Origin of the sequence: Acidovorax sp. GBBC 1281, from assembly GCF_028473645.1 — a bacterium.
GTDB lineage: Bacteria > Pseudomonadota > Gammaproteobacteria > Burkholderiales > Burkholderiaceae_C > Paracidovorax.
On sequence record NZ_CP097269.1, the window covers coordinates 821724 to 842828 of the forward strand.

A 21105-nucleotide genomic window follows, 5' to 3' on the forward strand; every position below is an offset into this window, starting at 1 on the left:
TTCTTCACCGGATTTGTTATGGCTGCCTTGATTTGCGGTTCCCTGGCGTTCGACACCATCATGACTTTCGAGGGCCGCTTCGCCGAGCAGATACTGCCGGACCAGCTGCACATCCTGAACGTCTCGTTCCTCGTGCCTTCCCTGCGCCGCGACTTCGGCGGCTGCGCCGGCAACATCGCCTACAGCCTGAAGCTGCTGGGCGGCGATCCGGTGCCCATGGCCATGCTGGGCAGCGACGGCGCCGGCTATCAGGAGCGCCTGCGTAGCCTGGCCATCGACACGCGCCACGTGGGGCAGGTGGATGACCTCTACACGGCCCAGGCGATGATCATGACCGACCGCGACAACAACCAGATCACGGCCTTCCACCCCGGCGCCATGATGCAGGCCCACCGCTCGCGCATCGTGGCCGAGCCCGACGTGCGCCTGGCCATCATCGCGCCCGATGGCCGCGACGCCATGCTGCAGCACGCCGCGCAACTGGTCGAGGCGGGCATTCCGTTCGTGTTCGATCCGGGCCAGGGCCTGCCCATGTTCAACGGCCAGGAACTGGCGCAGTTCATCGATCAGGCCACGTGGATCACCGTGAACGACTACGAAGGCCGCATGCTGTGCGAGCGCACGGGCTGGAGCCTGCAGGACATCTCCCGCAAGGTGCGGGGTCTCGTCGTCACGCTGGGCGCCGAGGGCTGCGACGTGTGGGAGAACGGCGAGCGCACCAACGTGCCGGTCGCGGCGCCGGCCGAGGTGGTCGATCCCACCGGCTGCGGCGACGCCTGGCGGGGTGCGCTGCTTTTCGGGCTGGAGCGCGACTGGCCCCTGGTGCGCTGCGCCGCGCTGGGCAACCGCATGGGCGCGCTCAAGATCGCGCAGCGCGGGCCGCAGAACTACGTGCTCGACTTCCACCCCGAGTAAGCGCAGGGGCACAGGCCTGCCGCCGCACGATGCGTGTGCAGCGGGCATAAAAAAACCCGGTGCAGGGCACCGGGTTGGCGGGACTTCCCGTGGACGTGAGCCTTACGGCTTGCCACCCGTGGGGAAGGGCCAGGCGGCCTGGGGGTTCAGCGTGGTCTGGGCTGCAGGCGCGGGCGCAGGGGCCTTGGCGGCTTTCTTGGGCGCGGCGGCCTTCTTGGCGGCCGGTGCTGCGGCAGGCTTCTTGGCAGCAGGTGCGGCCGAGGTCTTCTTCGCCGACGTCACGGCCTTCTTGGTCGCGGTCGCTGGCTTGGCGCTGGCCTTCTTGGCTGCCGGTGCTGCCGCCTTCTTGGCAGGTGCAGCCGACTTCTTCACGGCCGTTGCCTTCTTCGCTGGCGCTGCGGCTTTCTTGGCCGGAGCAGCGGCCTTCTTGGCCGGCGCTGCTGCCTTCTTCGCAGCCGTCACCTTCTTGGCGGGGGCGGCGGCCTTCTTGGCGGGCGCTGCCTTCTTCGCTGGGGCGGCGGCCTTCTTGGCCGGTGCTGCCTTCTTCGCAGCCGTTACCTTCTTGGCGGGGGCGGCGGCCTTCTTGGCCGGAGCGGCCTTCTTCGCCGGAGCGGCGGCCTTCTTGGCTACCGCCGCCTTCTTGGCGGGGGCGGCGGCTTTCTTCGCGGGTACTGCCTTCTTGGCGGCGGTCTTTTTCGCAGTTGCCATCATTTTCTCCTTGGGTCAATTTGCAAAGAGCACTCCACGCCTGCATTGGACATGGAGCGATCCATGGCGATGGGACGAGTCCCATCGCCATGAACACGGGAACGCCCCGCACGGCAGGACTTCGCAGCGCTACCGGTCTGGGACGTGGAATGAAAATGCATGGCCTGGAATGTGTCGGGAGGTCAATCCCAGGACAGTGCACCGCCGGACTGGTACTCGATGACGCGGGTCTCGAAGAAGTTGCGCTCCTTCTTGAGGTCGATCATCTCGCTCATCCAGGGGAAGGGGTTTTCTTCGTTGGGGAACAGCGCCTCCAGGCCGATCTGCGTGGCGCGGCGGTTGGCGATGTAGCGCAGGTAGCCCTTGAACATGGAGGCGTTCATGCCCAGCACGCCGCGTGGCATGGTGTCTTCGGCGTATTGGTACTCGAGCTCGACGGCTTTCATGAACAGGCCGTTGATCTCTTCCTTGAACTCCGCGGTCCACAGGTGCGGGTTCTCCAGCTTGAGCTGGTTGATCAGGTCGATGCCGAAGTTGCAGTGCATCGATTCGTCGCGCAGGATGTACTGGTACTGCTCGGCGGCACCGGTCATCTTGTTCTGGCGGCCGAGCGCGAGGATCTGCGTGAAGCCGACATAGAAGAACAGGCCTTCCATCAGGCAGGCGAACACGATCAGCGACTTGAGCAGCGTCTGGTCGGTCTCGGGCGTGCCGGTCTTGAAGTTGGGGTCCATGATCGCCTCGATGAAGGGGATCAGGAACTCGTCCTTGTTGCGGATGGAGGCGACTTCGTTGTACGCGTTGAAGATCTCGCTCTCGTCGAGGCCGAGCGATTCGACGATGTACTGGTAGGCGTGCGTGTGGATCGCTTCCTCGAAGGCCTGGCGCAGCAGGAACTGGCGGCATTCGGGCGCGGTGATGTGGCGGTACGTGCCCAGCACGATGTTGTTGGCGGCCAGCGAATCGGCGGTCACGAAGAAGCCGAGGTTGCGCTTGATGATGCGGCGCTCGTCTTCGGTCAGGCCGTTTGGGTCTTTCCACAACGCGATGTCGCGCGTCATGTTCACCTCTTGCGGCATCCAGTGGTTGGCGCAGGTGGCGAGGTATTTTTCCCAGGCCCACTTGTACTTGAAGGGCACCAGCTGATTGACGTCGGTCTGGCCGTTGATGATGCGCTTGTCGGCGGCATTCACGCGGCGGTGCACGGTGTCGGAGGGCGGGGCCGAGGGGGTGGGCGTGCTGCCGGTGGGCAGGCTTTCGGCGGGTGCCGCAGCGGCTTGCGAAAGCGCGGACGGCGACTCCGCCGGGCGGTTGTTTTGCAGACCGCCGTCCAAGAGTTTCTGCGATGAGGGCTTGACTTCTTCGTCCCAGGTCAGCATAGGTTTTCCAATGGTCGGATTATGAAAGCAGCGCTGCAAAATTAAAAGCGCTGGAGCGTGATACAGCCATGTTTTTGTTGCTTCACTGCACATGCGCGGCACCCTGATAGATCAGGGTGCCGCGCATGGCGTGCGCATCACTGGCAGGCTTCGCAGGTCGGGTCGTCAATCGCGCAGAACTTCACGTCGGTCGCGGGCAATGCCGCGGCCTGTGCCTGTGCTGCGGCCGCAGCGGCTTCGAGCGCGCTGGGCTTGGATGCGGCCTGTGCGCCGCCGCCGTTGGTGCCCGACGACACGGCGTTGAGCTGGCGCGTGTTCACGGTGCTCATCTCGACGTGCGTGGCGCTTTGCGTGCGCAGGTAATACGTGGTCTTGAGGCCGCGCACCCAGGCGAGCTTGTAGGTGTCGTCGAGCTTCTTGCCCGATGCGCCCGCCATGTAGATGTTCAGGCTCTGCGCCTGGTCGATCCATTTCTGGCGGCGCGATGCGGCCTCGACGAGCCACGACGGCTCGACCTCGAAGGCCGTGGAGTACAGCGCCTTGACGTCCTGCGGCACGCGGTCGATGGAGTGCAGCGAACCCTTGAAGTGCTTGAGGTCCATGACCATCACGTCGTCCCACAGGCCCAGGCGCTTGAGGTCGCGCACCAGGTAGCCGTTGATGACGGTGAACTCGCCCGACAGGTTCGACTTGACCGAGAGGTTGCCGAACGAGGGCTCGATGGACGCATCGACACCGACGATGTTGGAGATGGTGGCGGTGGGCGCGATGGCCACGCAGTTGGAGTTGCGCATGCCGTCCTGCGCGATCTTCTTGCGCAGCGCATCCCAGTCCAGCGAGGACGAGCGGTCCACTTCTACGAAGCCGCCGCGGGCCTTCTCCAGCAGCTCGAGCGTGTCGAACGGCAGGATGCCACGGTCCCACAGCGAGCCCTTGTAGCTTTCGTAGTGGCCGCGTTCCTTGGCCAGCTCGGTCGAAGCCCAGTAGGCGTAGTAGCAGATGGCTTCCATGGATCGATCAGCGAACTCGACCGCGGCCTGCGACGCGTAGGGAATGCGCAGTTCGTACAGGCTGTCCTGGAAGGCCATGATGCCCAGGCCCACGGGGCGGTGGCGCATGTTGGACGCGCGGGCCTTTTCGACGGCGTAGTAGTTGATGTCGATCACGTTGTCGAGCATGCGCATGGCCGTGGAGATGGTCTTGCGCAGCTTGACGTGGTCGAGTTCGCGGCCGTTCGTGCCGTCCTTCAGATGGCGCAGCAGGTTGACCGAGCCGAGGTTGCAGACCGCGGTTTCGGTGTCGCTGGTGTTCAGCGTGATCTCGGTGCATAGGTTGGACGAGTGCACCACGCCGGCGTGCTGCTGGGGCGAGCGCACGTTGCAGGCATCCTTGAACGTGATCCAGGGGTGGCCGGTCTCGAACAGCATGGTCAGGATCTTGCGCCACAGGTCGGTCGCCTGCAGCGTGCGCGAGGGCTTGATCTCGCCGCGCGCGGCCTTCTCTTCATAGGCCACGTAGGCCTTTTCGAAGTCGGTGCCGAACAGGTCGTGCAGGTCGGGCACGTTGGAGGGCGAGAACAGGGTCCAGGTGCCCTTTTCCATCACGCGGCGCATGAACAGGTCGGGAATCCAGTTGGCCGTGTTCATGTCGTGCGTGCGGCGGCGGTCGTCGCCGGTGTTCTTGCGCAGCTCCAGGAACTCCTCGATGTCCAGGTGCCAGGTTTCGAGGTACGTGCAGACGGCGCCCTTGCGCTTGCCGCCCTGGTTCACGGCCACGGCGGTGTCGTTCACCACCTTGAGGAACGGCACCACGCCTTGCGATTCGCCGTTGGTGCCCTTGATGTGCGAGCCCAGTGCGCGCACGCGGGTCCAGTCGTTGCCCAGGCCGCCGGCGAACTTGGACAGCAGCGCGTTTTCCTTGATCGACTCGTAGATGCCATCCAGGTCGTCGGGCACGGTGGTCAGGTAGCACGACGACAGCTGCGAGCGCAGCGTGCCGCTGTTGAACAGCGTGGGGGTGCTGGACATGAAGTCGAACGACGAGAGCACCTCGTAGAACTCGATGGCGCGCGCTTCGCGGTTGTCTTCCTTGAGCGCCAGGCCCATGGCCACGCGCATGAAGAATGCCTGGGGCAGTTCGATGCGGCTCTTGCGCACGTGCAGGAAGTAGCGGTCGTACAGCGTCTGCAGGCCCAGGTAGTCGAACTGCTGGTCGCGCTCGAACTTCAGTGCGGCGCCGAGCTTTTGCAGGTCGTACTCGAGCAGGCGGGGGTCCAGCAGGTCGTTGTCCACGCCCTTCTGGATGAACACGGGGAAGTAGTTCGCGTAGGCGGCGCCCATTTCGCCGGGCGCCACGTCGCGGCCCAGCACCTCGCGCACGATGGTGTGCAGCAGCAGGCGGGCGGTGGCGTAGGTGTAGTCGGGGTCTTTCTCGATCAGGGTGCGGGCGGCCAGGATGGAGGCCTTGTACACCTCGTCCATGGGCACGCCGTCGTACAGGTTGCGCATGGTTTCGGCCACGATGGGCGCGGCCTGGATGTCGGCGCCCAGGTTGGAGCAGGCGGCCTGGATGAGGCTCAGCATGCGCGCTTCATCGAGGGGCACGCGCTGGCCATGGTCGATCACGTGCAGGGTAGGCACGGCTGGGGTGCGCTGCTCCTGCTGGTGGGCGCGCTCCTGCGAGCGGCGCTCACGGTACAGCACATAGGCGCGCGCGACCTCGTGGTGGCCGCCGCGCATCAGGCCCAGCTCGACCTGGTCCTGGACGTCCTCGATGTGGAACGTGCCGCCGCCCGGGCGCGAGCGCATGAGGGCGCGCACCACGTTCTGGGTCAGGGTGTCCACGACTTCGCGGACACTGGCCGAAGCGGCACCCTGGGTGCCGTGCACGGCGAGAAACGCCTTCATCAGGGCCACTGCGATCTTCTGCGGTTCGAACGGCACCACCGCGCCGTTGCGGCGAATGATCTGGTAGTGCGTCAGCAGGTCGCTGCCGGGCTGCGCCGCCGGCGATTCGTCTGCGGCAGTGGGGGCCTGCCCCGTAGCGTTGGTGGTGGATGAAGGGTTTAGCGCAGCTTGCATGAAAGGTCCTTTGGGAGCTGTCGGAAAAGGCGGATCTGGCGGGCCGTAAGGCGGCGCCAAAGCGGAGAACGGGGTGGGGGTTGGGTGCTGGCCCACACGCTATATCTAGGGTGTGCAATGGTAGCAAGACACTACCGGTAGTGTACAGCGCCCTCTGCTCCGGATTCTGGAAACATGCTGTTTCCATGGCCTGGAAGCCGTGAGCGAGGCATGGCGCAAAGGCCGTGTGGATGCGGTTGGGAGACGGGAAAACGTGGTCTGGCGCAGGACGCCGGGCGTTTTGACTTCAGGAGCCGCGTGGGCGCTGTCTTCCATGGCGGGAGGGCAGCGGGCCCAGAGTGTCGCGGTTTGGCGTCCCGCGTGCAGAGGGTTGGGGAAAACCCTCAATTATGGCGGTGGGCGGGTTGACTTCCGTGGAAACACGGCGGGTGGCCACGGCAGGTCCGCTCGAAGCCGCTGCCAGTCGAAGCCCGGCCCCGGGTCCTGCTTTCTGCCGGGGGCCACGTCTTCGTGGCCTGCCACGTGGGCGATGGGGTAGCGCAGCGGCAGGTCGGCGCAAAGCCGCGCCAGGGTGGCGTATTGGGCGGGCTCGAAGGTCTGGCCCTCCAGCCCCTCCAGTTCGATGCCGATCGAGTCGTCGTTGCAGTTGGCGCGGCCCCGATAGCTCGACGGCCCGGCATGCCAGGCCCGCAGATCGCAGTCCACGAACTGCCAGAGCCGGCCGTCGCGCTCGATGAAAAAGTGGGCCGACACCTGCAGCCCGCGGATGCCGGCGTAGTAGGGGTGCGCATCCCAGTCGAGGGTGTTGGAGAAAAGCCGGTGCACCTGCCCGCCGCCGTATTCGCCGGGGGGCAGGCTGATCGAATGCACGACGATGAGATCGATGACCGCCTGGGCCGGGCGCGGGCCGAAGTTGGGCGAGGGCTCGCGCGTGGCGTCCCGGTACCAGCCGCCGTCCCACACCGGCCTGTCCCCCGCCTCCGGGCAGGGCACTGGGCCGGGGTGCGGTGCCTCATTCGCTGTCGTCATTCGCGTCGCTGTCGTTGGGCGCGGCGATGTCCAGGCGGGCGATGCGGTAGCGGATCTGCCGCAGGCTGATGCCCAGCCGCGCCGCGGTGGCGGTGCGGTTGAAGCCGGTATCCCGCAGGGCCCGCACCAGAATCTCGCGCTCTTGCTGGTCCAGCCAGGCCTGCAGGTCGCTGGGCAAGGGCACGGAGGCGGCCGGGTTGGCGCTGCGCGGCGTGCCGCTGCCGAGCGGCTCCCCCCCGGGGACGGGCGATGCGCCCGCATCGGCGCGCGCGGCATCGGCGGCCGAGGCGTGCGGGGGCTCCACGTGCAGCTCTTCTCCATCGCTCAGGGCGACGGCGCGGTGCAGCAGGTTTTCCAGCTCGCGCACGTTGCCGGTCAGCGGGTGCATGGCGATGCGGTCGAGCGCGTTCTGCGTGAGGGGGGGCACCGGCGCGCCCGATTCCTGCGCGATGCGCGCCAGCAGTGTGGCGCACAGGGCGGGCAGGTCTTCGCGGCGTTCCCGCATCGGCGGGATGACCACTTCGATCACGTTGAGGCGGTAATACAGATCCTGGCGGAACCGGCCGGACTGCACATCGGCCGACAGGTCGCGGTGGGTGGCGCTGACGATGCGCACATCCACGGTCTCTTCCCCCGTGGAGCCCAGCGCCCGCACGCTGCGTTCCTGGATGGCGCGCAGCAGCTTGGACTGCATCGCCAGCGGCAGGTCGCCGATCTCGTCCAGGAACAGCGTGCCGCCGCGCGCCGCCTGGAAGTAGCCGTCGCGGTCCTGCGTGGCACCGGTGTACGAGCCCTTGCGCGCACCGAAGAACTCGGCTTCGAGCAGGTTTTCCGGAATGGCGCCGCAGTTGACGGCGACCAGCGGTCCGTCCGCGCGCTGGCTGCTGGCATGCAGCGCGCGCGCCACCAGCTCCTTGCCGGTGCCGGATTCGCCGCGGATGAGCACGGGCGCCATGCTGCGCGCCACCTTGGCGATGCGCTGCTTGACGTTGCGCATGGCCTCGGACTCACCCACCAGCCGGTCCAGCGACAGCGTGGTGCCGCCGGCCACGGCCTCTTGCGGGGCGCGCAGCGCGGTGCCGGGGCGGGCCGAGCGGGGCGGCGGCACGCCGCCCGTGCCCTGGACCGCCGATGCGACGACCGAGCGGAACTGCTTGAGGTCCACCGGCTTGGTGAGGTAGTCGAACGCGCCCGAGCGCAGGGCCTCCACCGCGTTCTCGGCCGAGCCATAGGCCGTCATGACCACGCAGCGCTCGCGCCGCTGCTGGTCGCGCAGCTCGTGCAGCAGTTCCATGCCGAAGCCGTCCGGCAGGCGCATGTCGGTGATCACGGCGTCGAACTTGCGGGCCTGCAACTGCTGGCGGGCCTCCTGCAGGTTGCCTGCCGTCTCGACCCGGTAGCCTTCGCGCAGCAGCGTCAGCTCGTACAGGGTGCGCAGGTCGGGTTCGTCATCGACGACGAGGATCGTGGCGGCGTTGGCGTTCATGGACAGGTGCGGGCAGGGTCAGACGACGATTGTGTCAAACAGCGTGGTGTTCGGGTCCTGCGGCCGGGCGTTCTTGCGGAACACGACCGTGAACGCGTTGCCGCCGACCGCACCGCGCGCCAGGGTGCGGGTGAGGCGCTGGTAGCCGATCGACGCGCCGTGCCGCTGGCACAGCTCGCGGCAGATATAGAGGCCCAGCCCGCTGGAGCGGCTTTCCGAGGAAAAGAAGGGCTCGAACAGGTGGCGCTCCACGGTCTTGTCCAGCGGCGCGCCGTCGCTCCACACCTGCAGCGCCACGGAGCCGGCCGCGCTGACGTAGGTGGCCACGTAGAGCGAGTCGGGCTCGCCGCCCATGTAGCGCAGCGCGTTGTCGAGCAGGTTGACGAGCACGCGGCGCAGGTGTTCGGCATCGAACTCCACGGGCGCGCGGCCCGCCTCCAGCGCGAGCTGGGCCCGGCGCTTGCCCGGGTCCTGCGCCTGCCAGTCGCTCCAGACCTGCGCGACCGCATCGCACAGCACGACGGTGGAGCCGGGAGCGTGGCTGATCTGGTGCTGCACCCGGGCGATGTCCAGCACCTCCTCCGCGATGCGGGCCAGCCGCTCGGCGTTCTGCTGCACCATGTGGGCCAGGCGCTTCTGGCCGGGCTCGTGCAGTTCTTCTTCCAGCAGGGCATTGGCCTGCATGATGGCCGCGAGCGGATTGCGGATCTCATGGGCCACGGCGGCCGACATGCGGCCCATCGAGGCGAGTTTTTCGGTGCGCAGGCGCGCCTCCATCTCGCGCAGGTCGTGCAGGAACATCACGCACAGGTGCTCGCCCCCGGTCTCGCGCGCGATCTCCTGCGACGACGTGAGCCAGGCCCGTACGTGCAGCGCCAGCGGGCTTTGCCCCGGGTGCAGCACGTCCACGTCGGCGCTTTGCGGCTGGCCTTTCTGGAAGGTCTGGCGCGCCATGGCCAGCAGCGGCTTCCAGGGCGAGGAATGGGCCATGGAGAACGGCAGGGCGTGGCGGGCGTTGGTGCCCAGCAGCCGCAGCGCCGCGGGGTTGGCGATGCGTACGGTGTCGCGCTGGTCCAGCACCAGCACGCCGTCCGACAGGTTGTGGATGACCAGGGCGCTCACCTGTTCCTGCACCTTGGCCGCCATCTGGCTGGCCTGGGCCAGTTGCTGCTCCCGGTTCAGGCGCGAGGCGAGCTGGTGCACCAGGTAGGCGACGATGAAGTAGCCCGTGCCGGTGAGGGCCGTCTGGAAATAGCGCTGCGTGGCGTCGGAGCCGCCGCTGCTGCCCAGCCACCAGGCCCATGCCAGCAGCAGCAGCGTGACCGCCGCGGTCGTGCCCAGGGCCAGGGTCAGCGTGCCCAGCACGCCGGCCATCAGGATGGGCAGGCCGAACAGGGGCGTGAAGTTCATGGAGCCCACGTGCAGGATCTGCAGCGTGCTGATCAAGGCCAAATCCACGCCGATCGAGCACATCCACTGCAGCCACGAATGGGGCCCGGGCGGCGCATTGCCGGCCAGCACCAGCAGCAGTACGGTGGCCACCAGATAGCCGGCGCAGATGCCCAGGAGCAGGGGTTCGTAGGACTGGTTCAGCGCCACGCCCAGGCCCTGCAGTAGCAGCAGGGCGGCGGCGACCATGATGCGGCCCGACAGGAAGCTGCCCCACAGCCGGGCGAAGGGGGCGTCGGCGGACAGCAGGGCGCTGGCGCGTTTCAGGGCCGGCACGGGCGGAGGCCTTTCACGCCGGCCCTTGGCGCTGGTGCTCGGGAGTGCAGTAGCTCGCGCCGCCGTCGGTCAGCGCCTCGGAGCGGGGGATGTGCACGCCGCACCGGGCACAGGACACCATGGCCTGCGGCAAGGCGGGGCGCGCCGCGGCGGGCGGCGGCATCTCCCGGCGCCGCTGGTTGCGCCACACCCCGAACGCGATGACCAGCACCGCCAGCAGGACGAAGTATTTCATGCGGCGCGTCCCAGGACCACTTCGAGCACGAAGCGCGAGCCCACGTAGGCCAGCAGCAGCAGGCCCGCGCCGGCATACAGCACGCGCACGGCGCTGCGCCCGCGCCAGCCGAAACGCGCGCGCCCGATCAGCAGCACCGCGAACGTGATCCACGACAGGACCGAGAACACCGTCTTGTGCTCCCAGTTCCAGGCCCGGCCGTACAGCGTTTCGCCGAACAGCCAGCCGGCCACCAGCGTGGCGGTCAGCAGCACGAAGCCGGCCATCACGAAGCGGAAGGTGAGGCGCTCCAGGGTGAGCAGGGGAATGCCGCTGTGCGGGTCCGCGGCCTGGCGGATCTTGCGCTCCGCGCGGGTCATGAGCCAGGCGTGGACCACGGCGGCGGCGAACAGTCCGTAGGACGCGATGCCCAGCGCCAGATGCAGCGGCAGCCAGGCGGATGCGTTCACGTGCAGGGGCTGGCCCGGAAACAGCAGCGCGAGCACCACCGCCACGGAGCCCAGGGCACCCAGCAGCCAGCGGGCCTGGAGTTCGGGAAACATCTGGCGTTCGACGGCATACACGGTGAGCACCAGCCAGGCCGTCATGGAGAGGGCGGGCGCGAAACCGAAGTGCGGCGTGCCTCCGAGCAGGCTGTAGGCCAGCACCGCCGCGTGCAGGCCCCAGGCGACCCAGAGCGCGGTGCGGCCCGTTTTGCCGCCGAACCGCGCGGCGGCCACGGCGGGGGCGGCGTAAGCCATCGCCGCGGACAAGGCCAGCAGCCAGCTGACGGGAGACGCACTGGGTAAAATCATGGACTCACAGTTTAGCCCTTCGCCCGCCCCCGGCGGACCTGCCTGCGGCACCAGCCGCCCAGGCACAGGGGCACTTCCGGAACACTCCTATGGCCTCCGCCCTTACCGAAAAACTCACGCGACTCGTCAAGGAGATGCGCGGCCAGGCCCGCATCACCGAATCCAACGTCCAGGACATGCTGCGCGAAGTGCGCATGGCGCTGCTGGAGGCCGACGTGGCCCTGCCGGTGGTGCGCGACTTCATCGCCCGCGTGAAGGAAAAGGCCCTGGGCCAGGAGGTGCTGGGCTCCCTCAAGCCGGGGCAGACGCTGGTGTCCATCGTGAACCGCGAACTGGCCGCCACCATGGGCGAGGGCATCGCCGACATCAATCTGGCGGCCCAGCCGCCCGCGGTGATCCTGATGGCCGGCCTGCAGGGCGCGGGCAAGACCACCACCACCGCCAAGCTGGCCAAGCACCTGATCGAAAAGCGCAAGAAGAAGGTGCTCACCGTGTCGGGCGACGTGTACCGGCCCGCCGCCATCGAGCAGCTCAAGACCGTGACGGCGCAGGCCGGTGCCGAGTGGTTCCCGAGCACGGCCGACCAAAAGCCCCTGGACATCGCCCGCGCGGCCATCGACTACGCCAAGCGGCATTACTTCGACGTGCTGCTGGTGGACACGGCCGGGCGCCTGGCCATCGACGAAGCCTTGATGAACGAAATCAAGGAACTGCACGCTGCGCTGAACCCGGTCGAGACGCTGTTCGTCGTCGATGCCATGCAGGGGCAGGACGCCATCAACACCGCCCGCGCCTTCAAGGAGGCGCTGCCGCTCACCGGTATCGTGCTGACCAAGCTGGACGGCGACTCGCGCGGCGGCGCGGCGCTGTCGGTGCGCCAGGTGACCGGTGCGCCCATCAAGTTCGCCGGGGTGTCTGAGAAGATCGACGGCCTGGAAGTGTTCGATGCCGAGCGCCATGCCGGCCGCATCCTGGGCATGGGCGACATCGTCGCGCTGGTCGAGCAGGTGAGCGCGGGCGTGGACATGGAGGCGGCGCAGAAGCTCGCGGCCAAGGTCAAGAGCGGCGACGGCTTCGACCTGAACGACTTCCTGTCGCAGCTGCAGCAGATGAAGCAGATGGGCGGCCTGTCCAGCCTCATGGACAAGCTGCCGGCCCAGTTCTCCGCCAAGGCCGGCCAGGTGGACATGGACAAGGCCGAGAAGGACATCCGCCGCAAGGAAGGCATCATCCAGAGCATGACGCCCCTGGAGCGCCGCAAGCCCGAGCTGATCAAGGCCACGCGCAAGAAGCGCATCGCCGCCGGCTCCGGTGTGCATGTGCAGGAGGTGAACCGCCTGCTGAACGAGTTCGATCAGATGCAGGGCATGATGAAGAAGATGAAGGGCGGCGGCCTCATGAAGATGATGAAGCGCATGGGTGGCATGAAGGGCCTGGGCGGCGGCGGGATGCCGAAGCTGCCGTTCTGACCCGAGCCCCGACGCCCGCCGTGCCGGTCGGATCGTAGGCACCGGCGGTGGTGTTTTGCTATAAAAAATATAGCGATATGCCCTAGTGAATCATGCGCTGGAGCCCGAAAAGACTTTGATCTGTCGGCGCCTGCGCTTGGTGGATGGAGCCCGATCTCCGAGCTTGGCCGATCGCCACGCGCTCGCACCGGCCCGGTCACCATTCACCTTCCCATAGAAAAAGCCGACCCGAGGGTCGGCTTTTTCATTGAAGCGCCGCGGTGGGTGGCGCGCGTTGGCAGGTGGATGCCGTTCAGGCCGCCTTCAGCACCGGGGCTGCGGAACGCAGGGGGCGGTTCTTCAGCTGGGTGGCATGCATCCATGCGCGGCGCAGGACGGGCGGAGACCATGCCTCTTCGGGGATCAGCAGCAGGCGCTGGGCCCGCACGGCACGACCCAGGGCGATCTGGCTGGAAACCACCACCAGCGGGATGGACAGGGCCAGCGGCAGGCCGACAGGCATGAGCCAGATCAGCGCGCTCGGGTCGATCAGCGCCACGCCCAAGCCCAGCAGGGCGATCACGCCGGTCATCGGGGCCAACTGGCGCACCGCATCGCTCCAGGGCACGGCGTTGGCTTCGCGGGGAGGCGACTTCCATTCCAGCTTCAGGCCGGTGAGGGCGATGATCACGAACAGCGAATGGGCCAGCATGCGGATCGGGGCCTGCAGGATGGCCAGCACGCTCTCCAGGCCGGCGCTCTTGATCAGGCTGGCGGTGCCGCCGTACTGCTTTTGCTCGCCCTTCATGAAGATCGCTGCCACGCCCAGAGCGCGGGGCAGGAACAGCATGCACAGCGTCCAGGCCCACAGCGCCATCAGTTCGCTGGGCAGGATATTCCAGTCGGACACCAGGCGGGCGCCGGCCAGCCAAAGGGCCGTACCGAAGGTGATGAAGGCCAGCCACAGGGGCGCCGACAGGTAGGCCATGGCGCCGGTGACGAACATGGCGCGGTGCACGGGATGGATGCCGGGCTCGGCCATCAGGCGGGCGTTCTGCAGGTTGCCTTGGCACCAGCGGCGGTCACGCTGCAGCTCGGACAGCAGGTCCGGCGGTTGTTGCTCATAGCTGCCGACCAGGTCGGACACCAGCCACACGTGGTAGCCGGCACGGCGCATCAGGGCTGCTTCCACGAAGTCGTGCGACATGATGCCGCCGCTCATGCCGCCGGTGCCCTTGATCGGGGCCAGCGCGCAGTGCTCCATGAAGGGCTGCACGCGGATGATCGCGTTGTGGCCCCAGTAGTGGGACTCGCCCAGTTGCCAGAACTGCATGCCCAGCGTGAACAGGCGGCCCGTCACGCGGGAGGCGAACTGCTGTGCACGGGCGTGCAGGGTGACGTGGCCGATGGCCTGGGTGGCGGTCTGGATGATGCCGGCGCGGGGATGCGCTTCCATCAGCTTGGCCATGGAGACGATGCAATCGCCGCTCATCACGCTGTCGGCGTCGAGCACGACCATGTAGCGGTAGTCCTTGCCCCAGCGGCGGCAGAAGTCGGCCACGTTGCCGGCCTTGCGGTGGCTGCGGCGGGTGCGCAGGCGGTAGTACACCTCGACCTGCGGCTGGTTGCCGTTGGCGGCCAGGGCGGCGCGCAGGTCTTCCCACGCGGCGCGCTCGGCGGCGGCGATCTTGGGGTCGTAGCTGTCGGACAGCACGAACACGTCGAAGGTCTTGGCATGCCCCGTGGCGGCCACGGATTCGCAGGTGGCGCGCAGGCCGGCGAACACGGTGGAGACGTCCTCGTTGCAGATCGGCATGATGATCGCCGTGCGTGCATCGGCGTTCAACGGGTTGTGGCGCACGCTGGCGGCGGACAGCGCGTGCGCGTCACCCCGCAGCATGACCCAGAAGCCCATCACGCCGGTCAGGAAGCCGGTGACGACCCAGGTGGAGAGCAGGGCGAACAGGGCGAGTTGGCCGTATTCGAGCCAGGCGCTGTCGTAGCTGGGCTGCACGCCTGCGAACAGCGTGGTGGCGAGCGCACTGCTGGCCACGGTCAGCAGCATGAACACCAGGCGGCGCTGCTGGGCGGCCTGTTGCCAGGTTTCGGTGATTTCAGAACCCTCGGCGGGGCGGTTGCGCTGGCCGTTCAGGCGCATGAGCAAGGCGGTACCGATGCTGTTCCAGAAGCCGCGCCATGGCAGGGGCGCCATGGAGCCGCGGTGCACCGGCGGTGCGGTGAGCGAGTTGGGGTGACGCTCTTCGCGCAGCGTGCTGCGGTCCGAGGCCACCGGCCGGGGGTACGTGGCGCCGCGCCGCGCCACCACGGCGGGTGCGTGCGCGACAGCGCCGACACGTCCTGCACGGGAAGATTGATGTGGGTCCATGGTTCCCTCACTGCGAAGTTGGGTTGTCGTTGGGGAAGAAGCGGCCGTCCGGCTTTCGGCGACAAACGCGCCGAAGGCCGAGGACGGGGCCGGACGCGCAGAGGTTTCACCCCGGGCCGCCTGCGCCGGTGGCTGTCCTGCAGCCACTCCTGCTGCAGGTGTCCGGTTCGCTTCAGCGCGGTGCGCTGGGCGGGCGGTGGAGGAGGAAATTTCTTGCGTCATACCGGTCTATAGGGCAAACCCTGTGCCAGCTTCTGAAAGTCTTTTTAAATCAAAGACTTACGAAGTTTTTGGTCTGTAAGTGGTTGTGCGGCGCAGCAAAACCACCTCAAAACGGCCGAATCTGTCGGGATTCAGCGACCCATCCCTGGGTCGGAAACCACATTTCCTTTGAAATCAACGACTTAGTCCTGTCGCTCATCGGCGACATCGTCTGCCGCGCCCGCATCGGCCTTGAAATTGCCGGGGGTCAGCGCGTGCTTTTGCAGCAGCCGGTAGAACTCGGTCCGGTTGCGCTGCGCCAGGCGGGCGGCGTCGGCCACGTTGCCGTCCGTCATCTTGAGCAGGTCCACCAGATACTCCCGTTCGAACCGCTGGCGGGCCTCTGCGAAGCTGAGCACCTGGGCCGAGGGCGTGCGCAGGGCGCGCTGTACGAGGCCCAGCGACACCAGGGGCGTGGTGGACAGGGCGCAGACCTGTTCCACCACGTTGAAGAGCTGCCGCACGTTGCCGGGCCAGGCGGCCGTGGTCAGCGCCTTCAAGGCCTCCGGCGAGAAGCCGGACAGGCGCTTGTCGTACTTGCGGGCCAGGTTGTCCAGGAAGTGGTTGGCCAGCAGCGCGATGTCCTCGCGCCGGTCGCCCAGCGTGGGCAGGGTCAGCGTGACCACGTTCAGGCGGTAGTAGAGGTCTTCCCGGAACTGGGCGGCGGCCATGGCCGTTTCCAGATCCCGGTGGGTGGCCGAGATGATGCGCACGTTCACCGGCGTCGCCTGGCTCGCGCCCACCGGGCGCACGGCACGCTCTTGCAGCACGCGCAGCAGCTTGACCTGCAGGGCGGGCGGCATATCGCCGATTTCGTCGAGCAGCAGCGTACCGCCGTCCGCCGCCTGGAACAGGCCCTTGTGGTTGGTCACCGCATCGGTGAACGCGCCCTTCATGTGGCCGAACAGTTCGGATTCGAGCAGCGCCTCGGGAATGGCGCCGCAGTTGACCGCCACGAAGGGCCGGCTGGCGCGGGGGCTGGCGCGGTGGATGGCGCGTGCCAGCAATTCCTTGCCGGTGCCGCTGTCGCCCAGCAGCAGCACGCTGGCATCGGACTGCGCCACCATGTGGGCCTCGGCCAGCAGGTCCGCCATGCGGTTGGAGCGGCTGATGATCTCGGCGCGCCAGGCGTCGTCGGCGCGGGTGGCCTGGGCCGTGGGCGTGCTGAACGCCAGGGCCTGGGCGATCTTGTCCAGCAGGTCCTTGGCGTCGTAGGGCTTGGTGAGGTAGGTGAAGACACCGCGCGCCGTGGCCTCCACCGCATCGGGAATCGTGCCGTGCGCGGTCAGCAGGATGACCGGCAGCGAGGGGTGGCGCGAGCGCACCTCGTCGAACAGCGCCAGGCCGTCGCGCCCCGGCAGCCGGACGTCGCTCAGCACGAGCTGGGGACGGTCGATGTCCAGCTGCGCGAGCGCAGCCTCGGCGGAGGTCACCGCCGTGACCTCGTATCCCGCGCCCTGCAGGCGCAGGGACAGCAGCCGCAGCATGTCGGCGTCGTCGTCCACCACAAGGATGCGTTGGCGGTGTCCGGAGGAAGCTTTCATGGTGGCGATCGGTTGGCGGTCAGCGTTGGGGTTCTGCGGCGGGAGGGGGTTGCGCGCCCTTGGCGGGGTCGTTGACGCCGCCGGGCCGCGCGTTCAGGCTGCGCTCGATGGCGCGCATGGCCTCTAGCCGGTCGTTCAACTGGTCGATCCGCCGCTGAGCATCGCGCAGTTGCTGGTTCTGCCGGTCCAACTGGTCTTCCAGCCGGCGCTGTTGCAGCAGCCGGCCTTCCAGCAGGCGGGCCAGGGGATGCAAGGCCGGTGCGGGCGCCGTGGTGTCGGCCATCACGCGCTGCACCAGCCCGAGAGCCCGGGCCGTGTCGGGCGGCTGGCGCGTGTGCATGAGCACGATGGCCAGCTGCAGCGGCTTTTCGGGCGACTGCTGCTGTGCGTTGGACAGCTGCGTGATCTCGGCGGCAAGCTCTGCCGTGCCCATGCTGCGCACCTTGTCCGCGTACTGCAGCATCTGCCGCGGAACGGAAGGCCGCTGGCTGCCGTTGTTGTCCTTGCTGGCGGGTTCGGACACCGGGGCGGGGGGCTCGTCGGGCTCTTCCTTCGGCGGCGGGGTGGTGGGTGCGGGCACTTCCACGGGCGGAGGTGGCGGTGGCGCCGCCGGCGGTGGATTGGCGCAGCCCGTGCTCAGCAGGGCCACCGCCAGCAGCAGGCCGGCCGGCCCGGTGCTGCGCGCACCGAAGACCGCTCGCGGGACAGAGTGCGACGGGAAATCAGGAGACATGGGGCAATTCAATGCGGAAGGGGGTGCGTTCGCCGTCTTCCACAAGGGTGACGTGACCGCCGTGGGCGCTCACGTATTCCTGGACGATGGACAGGCCGATGCCCGTGCCGCGTGCGGCGTCCTCGGGTTGGCGCACACCCCGGTAAAACGGTTCGAAGATGCGGGAGCGGTCATTCTCATGCACTCCGGGGCCGTCATCCGCGAAATCGATGCGAATCCGGTCGGGAAAACGTGACAAGGTGATCCGAATCGTTCCGCCGCGCGGCGAAAAACGGATGGCGTTCGACAGCAGGTTGCTGACCGCCGGTGCGATCTTCTCCGCGTCGATCTGCAGCGCCACCGGCGCGCCTTCCACCACCACGTCGAGCTTCTTGGCCTGCCAGTGCAGGCGCTGGGCCTCCACCTGGCTTTCGATGAGCGCGAGCAGGTCGGTCTCCGCGCGGCGCAACTGGCGCGCCTCGAACGCCGCTGCATTGAAGCGCAGCAGCGCCTCGATCTCGCCCTGCAGCACCAGGGTGTTCTGGTGCAGGATGTCCACCACCTCGCGCTGGCCTTCGGTCAGCTCGCCCGTCACGCCGTCCTGCAGCAGCGCCACGCCTTCGCGCATCGAGGCCAGCGGCGTCTTGAGTTCATGGGAGACGTGCCGCAGGAAGCGGGCTTTGTCGGCATCCAACTCCAGCAGCCGCATGCGGAGCCATTCCAGCTGCTGGCCCACGCGGCGGATGTCCACCGGGCCGGACAGGTCCACCGCCTGCGACAGGTCGTTCTCGCCCAGCAGGCGGATGGCGTGCTCCATGCGCTTGAACGGCCGGGCCAGCCAGATGCCGAAGGCCAGCGCCAGGGCGAGCGCCAGCACGATCACGCCCACCACCTGGTGCGTCACCTCGCGCCGGCTGGCCTCGATCTTCTCCAGCAGCTCGGTGCTGCGCTGCGCATTCATGTCCTGCACGGTCTGGGCGATGGTGCCGTTGAGCGCGTCCAGTTCAAGGAATAGCGCCGCCACCACCCGCTCGTTTTCCAGCGACAGTGCCGCGGGGCCGTCCAGCAGCGACGTGACCTCGCCCAGGTGCTTGCGCCACTGGTTGGCCAGGTCCGGCGGCAGGCCCTTGGCCTCCAGCCGCTGCAGGATGTCGCGGGCCTCGCGCGAGACTTCGTCGAACCGCCGCCGCAGCGACTTGTCGGCCAGCACCAGGGACTGGCGCGCCGCGCGCTCCAGTGTCTGGCTGCGCCCGTTCAGGCTCTGCGCCGAAGCGTTGAGCTGGATCGCTTCGGCCGCACCGTTGCGGCTCTGGCCCATCAGCTGCTCCAGCGTGAAGATCGCCCGCAGCGAGCTGGCGCCCAGCAGCCCGGCGATCAGGAGGAAGGCCAGCAGCAGCATCTGCTGGAACGACAGGCCGCCCAAGGCCGCGACCCCTTGCTGCCGGCGCAGGAAGCGCATCGCGAATGCCACGCCCATGCGGCTCAGTGCGCCAGCGCCGGCTCGCGCACCACGACCTCGCCGCGCAGGGTGTAGGCCTTGGCCTCGGTGATGGCCACGTCCACCATCTGCCCCACCAGCCGGGGCTGGCCGACGAAGTTGACGACGCGGTTGCATTCGGTGCGGCCCATCAGCTCGCTGGCGTCGCGCTTGGAGGCGCCTTCGACCAGGATGCGCTGCACCGTGCCCACGCGGCTTTCGCTGATCGACTTGATGTTGCCGTTGATCACGGCCTGCAGTTCCTGCAGGCGGCGCAGCTTCACCTCGTGCGGTGTGTCGTCGTGCAGGCTGGCGGCCGGCGTGCCCGGGCGCGGGCTGAAGATGAAGCTGAAGCTGTTGTCAAAGTGCACGTCGTCGATGAGCTTCATCATCTTGCGGAAGTCCTCTTCCGTCTCGCCTGGGAATCCCACGATGAAGTCGCTGCTCATGGCCAGGTTCGGCCGGATCGCGCGCAACTTGCGCACGGTGCTCTTGTATTCCATGGCGGTATAGCCCCGCTTCATGGCCATGAGGATGCGGTCGGAGCCGTGCTGGACCGGCAGGTGCAGGTGGCTGGCCAGCTTAGGAATGCGCGCATAGGCCTCGATCAGGCGCGGCGTGAATTCGTTGGGGTGGCTGGTGGTGTAGCGGATGCGCTCGATGCCTGGAATGTCGGCCACGTATTCCAGCAGCAGCGCGAAGTCGGCGATTTCCGCCGTGTCGCCCATCTTGCCCAGGTAGGCGTTCACGTTCTGGCCCAGCAGCGTGATCTCTTTCACGCCCTGGTCGGCGAGCCCCGCGACCTCGACCAGCACGTCGTCGAACGGCCGGCTCACCTCTTCGCCGCGGGTGTAGGGCACCACGCAGTAGCTGCAGTACTTGCTGCAGCCTTCCATGATGGAGACGAAGGCGCTGGCGCCTTCCACGCGCGCGGGGGGCAGGTGGTCGAACTTCTCGATCTCGGGAAAGCTGATGTCCACCTGCGGGCGGCGCTGCACCTCGCGCTGGGTCAGCAGCTCGGGCAGGCGGTGCAGCGTCTGCGGGCCGAACACCACGTCCACGTAGGGCGCGCGCTTGATGATCTCGGTGCCTTCCTGGCTGGCCACGCAGCCGCCCACGCCGATCTTCACGCCCCGCTCTTTCAGGTGCTTGATGCGCCCGAGGTCGCTGAAGACCTTCTCTTGCGCCTTCTCGCGCACCGAGCAGGTGTTGAAGAGGATCAGATCCGCCTCGTCCACGTTCTGCGTGGGCTCGTAGCCCTGGGCGGCATGCAGCACGTCGGCCATCTTGTCCGAGTCGTACTCGTTCATCTGGCAGCCGAAGGTTTTGATGAAGACTTTTTTGCTCATGGGGAATCTCTGGTGTCGGTAGCGCTGCCCGCGGCCAATGGCGGGCGGGGCCGTTCGTGCGGCTGGAAAGGGATGGCGCACCCAGCGGCCGCAGCGCTGGCGGCGCCAGAGCCTATTTATCGCTTGGGAATCTCGGATTCGAAGATGAAATTGCGGTCCGTCGCCGTCGCACCCTTGCGCGGCTGGGCCGCTTCGTCCTTGCTGAGGATCCAGGCGGTCAGCAGCATGCCGGTGCTCGCCTCGACGACATAGTTCACCGTGAACTTCTGCCCGATCACCGAGTGGGCCATGACCAGCGTGTTCTGCGGGCTGAGCAGGCGCATGCCAGGGGCCATGCGGATGGCCTTGCCATCCAGCTGCGCATCGACGGTGCTGTTGATGGCCAGCGTGCCGCGCAGGGCATTTTCAGGAAAGGTGCGCACGCCGCCCAGGGGGGCGACCACCTGGGCCGCGGCGGGCAGGACCGCGCCGCAGAGCAGGGCGCCGGCCAGCAAGGGCGCGAAGAGAAAGGAAAACGGGACAGTGGGGCAGCGGTTCATGGTTTACATCCAGGGGCTGGGGGCGCGATTTTACGTGC

General features: G+C 67.7%; 16 protein-coding genes. 2 read left to right on the forward strand and 14 right to left on the reverse strand.

The features are described from left to right. Positions 1 to 18 precede the first annotated feature (18 nt). Complete coding sequence (locus M5C96_RS03770) at positions 19 to 915, forward strand: carbohydrate kinase family protein (RefSeq protein ID WP_272567283.1); 897 nt, start codon at positions 19 to 21, stop codon at positions 913 to 915. A gap of 102 nt (positions 916 to 1017) precedes the next feature. Here M5C96_RS03770 and M5C96_RS03775 read toward each other — a convergent pair whose 3' ends face one another. From M5C96_RS03775 to M5C96_RS03810, 8 genes are all read right to left on the reverse strand, one after another. Further along, the gene (locus M5C96_RS03775) at positions 1018 to 1623 is read right to left on the reverse strand and encodes a histone (protein ID WP_272567285.1); all 606 of its coding nucleotides are present in this window, start codon (positions 1621 to 1623) and stop codon (positions 1018 to 1020) included. 182 nt (positions 1624 to 1805) lie between these two features. Continuing rightward, positions 1806 to 3002, reverse strand: coding sequence for a ribonucleotide-diphosphate reductase subunit beta (locus M5C96_RS03780; RefSeq protein ID WP_272567286.1), 1197 nt, complete (start codon positions 3000 to 3002; stop codon positions 1806 to 1808). Between the two features lie 137 nt (positions 3003 to 3139). Then, a complete protein-coding gene (locus M5C96_RS03785; protein ID WP_272567288.1) occupies positions 3140 to 6082 on the reverse strand; it encodes a ribonucleoside-diphosphate reductase subunit alpha in 2943 nt (980 codons plus the stop codon). Between the two features lie 387 nt (positions 6083 to 6469). Further along, positions 6470 to 7111: a 1,6-anhydro-N-acetylmuramyl-L-alanine amidase AmpD gene (gene ampD, locus M5C96_RS03790; protein ID WP_272567289.1), complete on the reverse strand. Its 642-nt coding sequence runs from the start codon at positions 7109 to 7111 to the stop codon at positions 6470 to 6472. Next, positions 7095 to 8597 carry a sigma-54-dependent transcriptional regulator gene (locus tag M5C96_RS03795; protein WP_272567290.1) on the reverse strand — a complete coding sequence of 501 codons (1503 nt, stop codon included), beginning with the start codon at positions 8595 to 8597 and terminating at the stop codon, positions 7095 to 7097. The genes ampD and M5C96_RS03795 overlap by 17 nt, the downstream gene beginning before the upstream one ends. Before the next feature lie 18 nt (positions 8598 to 8615). Beyond that, positions 8616 to 10322, reverse strand: a complete 1707-nt coding sequence (locus M5C96_RS03800) for a two-component system sensor histidine kinase NtrB (RefSeq protein WP_272567291.1) — start codon at positions 10320 to 10322, stop codon at positions 8616 to 8618. A 13-nt stretch (positions 10323 to 10335) separates the two neighbouring features. Beyond that, entirely contained in the window at positions 10336 to 10557 is a 222-nt protein-coding gene (locus M5C96_RS03805) for a PP0621 family protein (protein ID WP_272567292.1), read from the reverse strand. Continuing rightward, complete coding sequence (locus tag M5C96_RS03810; RefSeq protein ID WP_272567294.1) at positions 10554 to 11351, reverse strand: cytochrome C assembly family protein; 798 nt, start codon at positions 11349 to 11351, stop codon at positions 10554 to 10556. The genes M5C96_RS03805 and M5C96_RS03810 overlap by 4 nt, the downstream gene beginning before the upstream one ends. 89 nt (positions 11352 to 11440) lie before the next feature. Between M5C96_RS03810 and ffh the strand changes: the two genes are divergently transcribed. Continuing rightward, positions 11441 to 12820 carry a signal recognition particle protein gene (gene ffh / locus M5C96_RS03815; protein ID WP_272567296.1) on the forward strand — a complete coding sequence of 460 codons (1380 nt, stop codon included), beginning with the start codon at positions 11441 to 11443 and terminating at the stop codon, positions 12818 to 12820. Between the two features lie 292 nt (positions 12821 to 13112). Here the strand turns inward: ffh and mdoH are convergent, their stop codons facing one another. The 6 genes from mdoH to M5C96_RS03845 form a co-directional block, all read right to left on the reverse strand. Continuing rightward, positions 13113 to 15185, reverse strand: coding sequence for a glucans biosynthesis glucosyltransferase MdoH (gene mdoH, locus M5C96_RS03820; RefSeq protein WP_272567298.1), 2073 nt, complete (start codon positions 15183 to 15185; stop codon positions 13113 to 13115). Between the two features lie 404 nt (positions 15186 to 15589). Further along, a complete protein-coding gene (locus tag M5C96_RS03825; protein ID WP_272567300.1) occupies positions 15590 to 16990 on the reverse strand; it encodes a sigma 54-interacting transcriptional regulator in 1401 nt (466 codons plus the stop codon). Positions 16991 to 17009: 19 nt separating this feature from the next. Next, entirely contained in the window at positions 17010 to 17723 is a 714-nt protein-coding gene (locus M5C96_RS03830; protein ID WP_272567301.1) for a hypothetical protein, read from the reverse strand. After that, positions 17713 to 19173 carry a sensor histidine kinase gene (locus M5C96_RS03835; protein WP_272569595.1) on the reverse strand — a complete coding sequence of 487 codons (1461 nt, stop codon included), beginning with the start codon at positions 19171 to 19173 and terminating at the stop codon, positions 17713 to 17715. Before M5C96_RS03835 ends, M5C96_RS03830 begins: the two co-directional genes overlap by 11 nt. Before the next feature lie 11 nt (positions 19174 to 19184). Then, the gene (gene miaB, locus M5C96_RS03840) at positions 19185 to 20528 is read right to left on the reverse strand and encodes a tRNA (N6-isopentenyl adenosine(37)-C2)-methylthiotransferase MiaB (RefSeq protein ID WP_272567302.1); all 1344 of its coding nucleotides are present in this window, start codon (positions 20526 to 20528) and stop codon (positions 19185 to 19187) included. Positions 20529 to 20644: 116 nt separating this feature from the next. Then, complete coding sequence (locus M5C96_RS03845) at positions 20645 to 21067, reverse strand: hypothetical protein (protein WP_272567303.1); 423 nt, start codon at positions 21065 to 21067, stop codon at positions 20645 to 20647. Positions 21068 to 21105: the final 38 nt, after the last annotated feature.

What these genes read in the sequence shown, in the direction of transcription:
- M5C96_RS03770 (WP_272567283.1), top strand. Translation starts at nt 19, where the DNA reads ATGGCTGCCTTGATTTGCGGTTCCCTGGCGTTCGACACCATCATGACT.
- M5C96_RS03775 (WP_272567285.1), bottom strand. Translation starts at nt 1,623, where the DNA reads ATGGCAACTGCGAAAAAGACCGCCGCCAAGAAGGCAGTACCCGCGAAG.
- M5C96_RS03780 (WP_272567286.1), bottom strand. Translation starts at nt 3,002, where the DNA reads ATGCTGACCTGGGACGAAGAAGTCAAGCCCTCATCGCAGAAACTCTTG.
- M5C96_RS03785 (WP_272567288.1), bottom strand. Translation starts at nt 6,082, where the DNA reads ATGCAAGCTGCGCTAAACCCTTCATCCACCACCAACGCTACGGGGCAG.
- ampD (WP_272567289.1), bottom strand. Translation starts at nt 7,111, where the DNA reads ATGACGACAGCGAATGAGGCACCGCACCCCGGCCCAGTGCCCTGCCCG.
- M5C96_RS03795 (WP_272567290.1), bottom strand. Translation starts at nt 8,597, where the DNA reads ATGAACGCCAACGCCGCCACGATCCTCGTCGTCGATGACGAACCCGAC.
- M5C96_RS03805 (WP_272567292.1), bottom strand. Translation starts at nt 10,557, where the DNA reads ATGAAATACTTCGTCCTGCTGGCGGTGCTGGTCATCGCGTTCGGGGTG.
- M5C96_RS03810 (WP_272567294.1), bottom strand. Translation starts at nt 11,351, where the DNA reads ATGATTTTACCCAGTGCGTCTCCCGTCAGCTGGCTGCTGGCCTTGTCC.
- ffh (WP_272567296.1), top strand. Translation starts at nt 11,441, where the DNA reads ATGGCCTCCGCCCTTACCGAAAAACTCACGCGACTCGTCAAGGAGATG.
- mdoH (WP_272567298.1), bottom strand. Translation starts at nt 15,185, where the DNA reads ATGGACCCACATCAATCTTCCCGTGCAGGACGTGTCGGCGCTGTCGCG.
- M5C96_RS03825 (WP_272567300.1), bottom strand. Translation starts at nt 16,990, where the DNA reads ATGAAAGCTTCCTCCGGACACCGCCAACGCATCCTTGTGGTGGACGAC.
- M5C96_RS03830 (WP_272567301.1), bottom strand. Translation starts at nt 17,723, where the DNA reads ATGTCTCCTGATTTCCCGTCGCACTCTGTCCCGCGAGCGGTCTTCGGT.
- miaB (WP_272567302.1), bottom strand. Translation starts at nt 20,528, where the DNA reads ATGAGCAAAAAAGTCTTCATCAAAACCTTCGGCTGCCAGATGAACGAG.
- M5C96_RS03845 (WP_272567303.1), bottom strand. Translation starts at nt 21,067, where the DNA reads ATGAACCGCTGCCCCACTGTCCCGTTTTCCTTTCTCTTCGCGCCCTTG.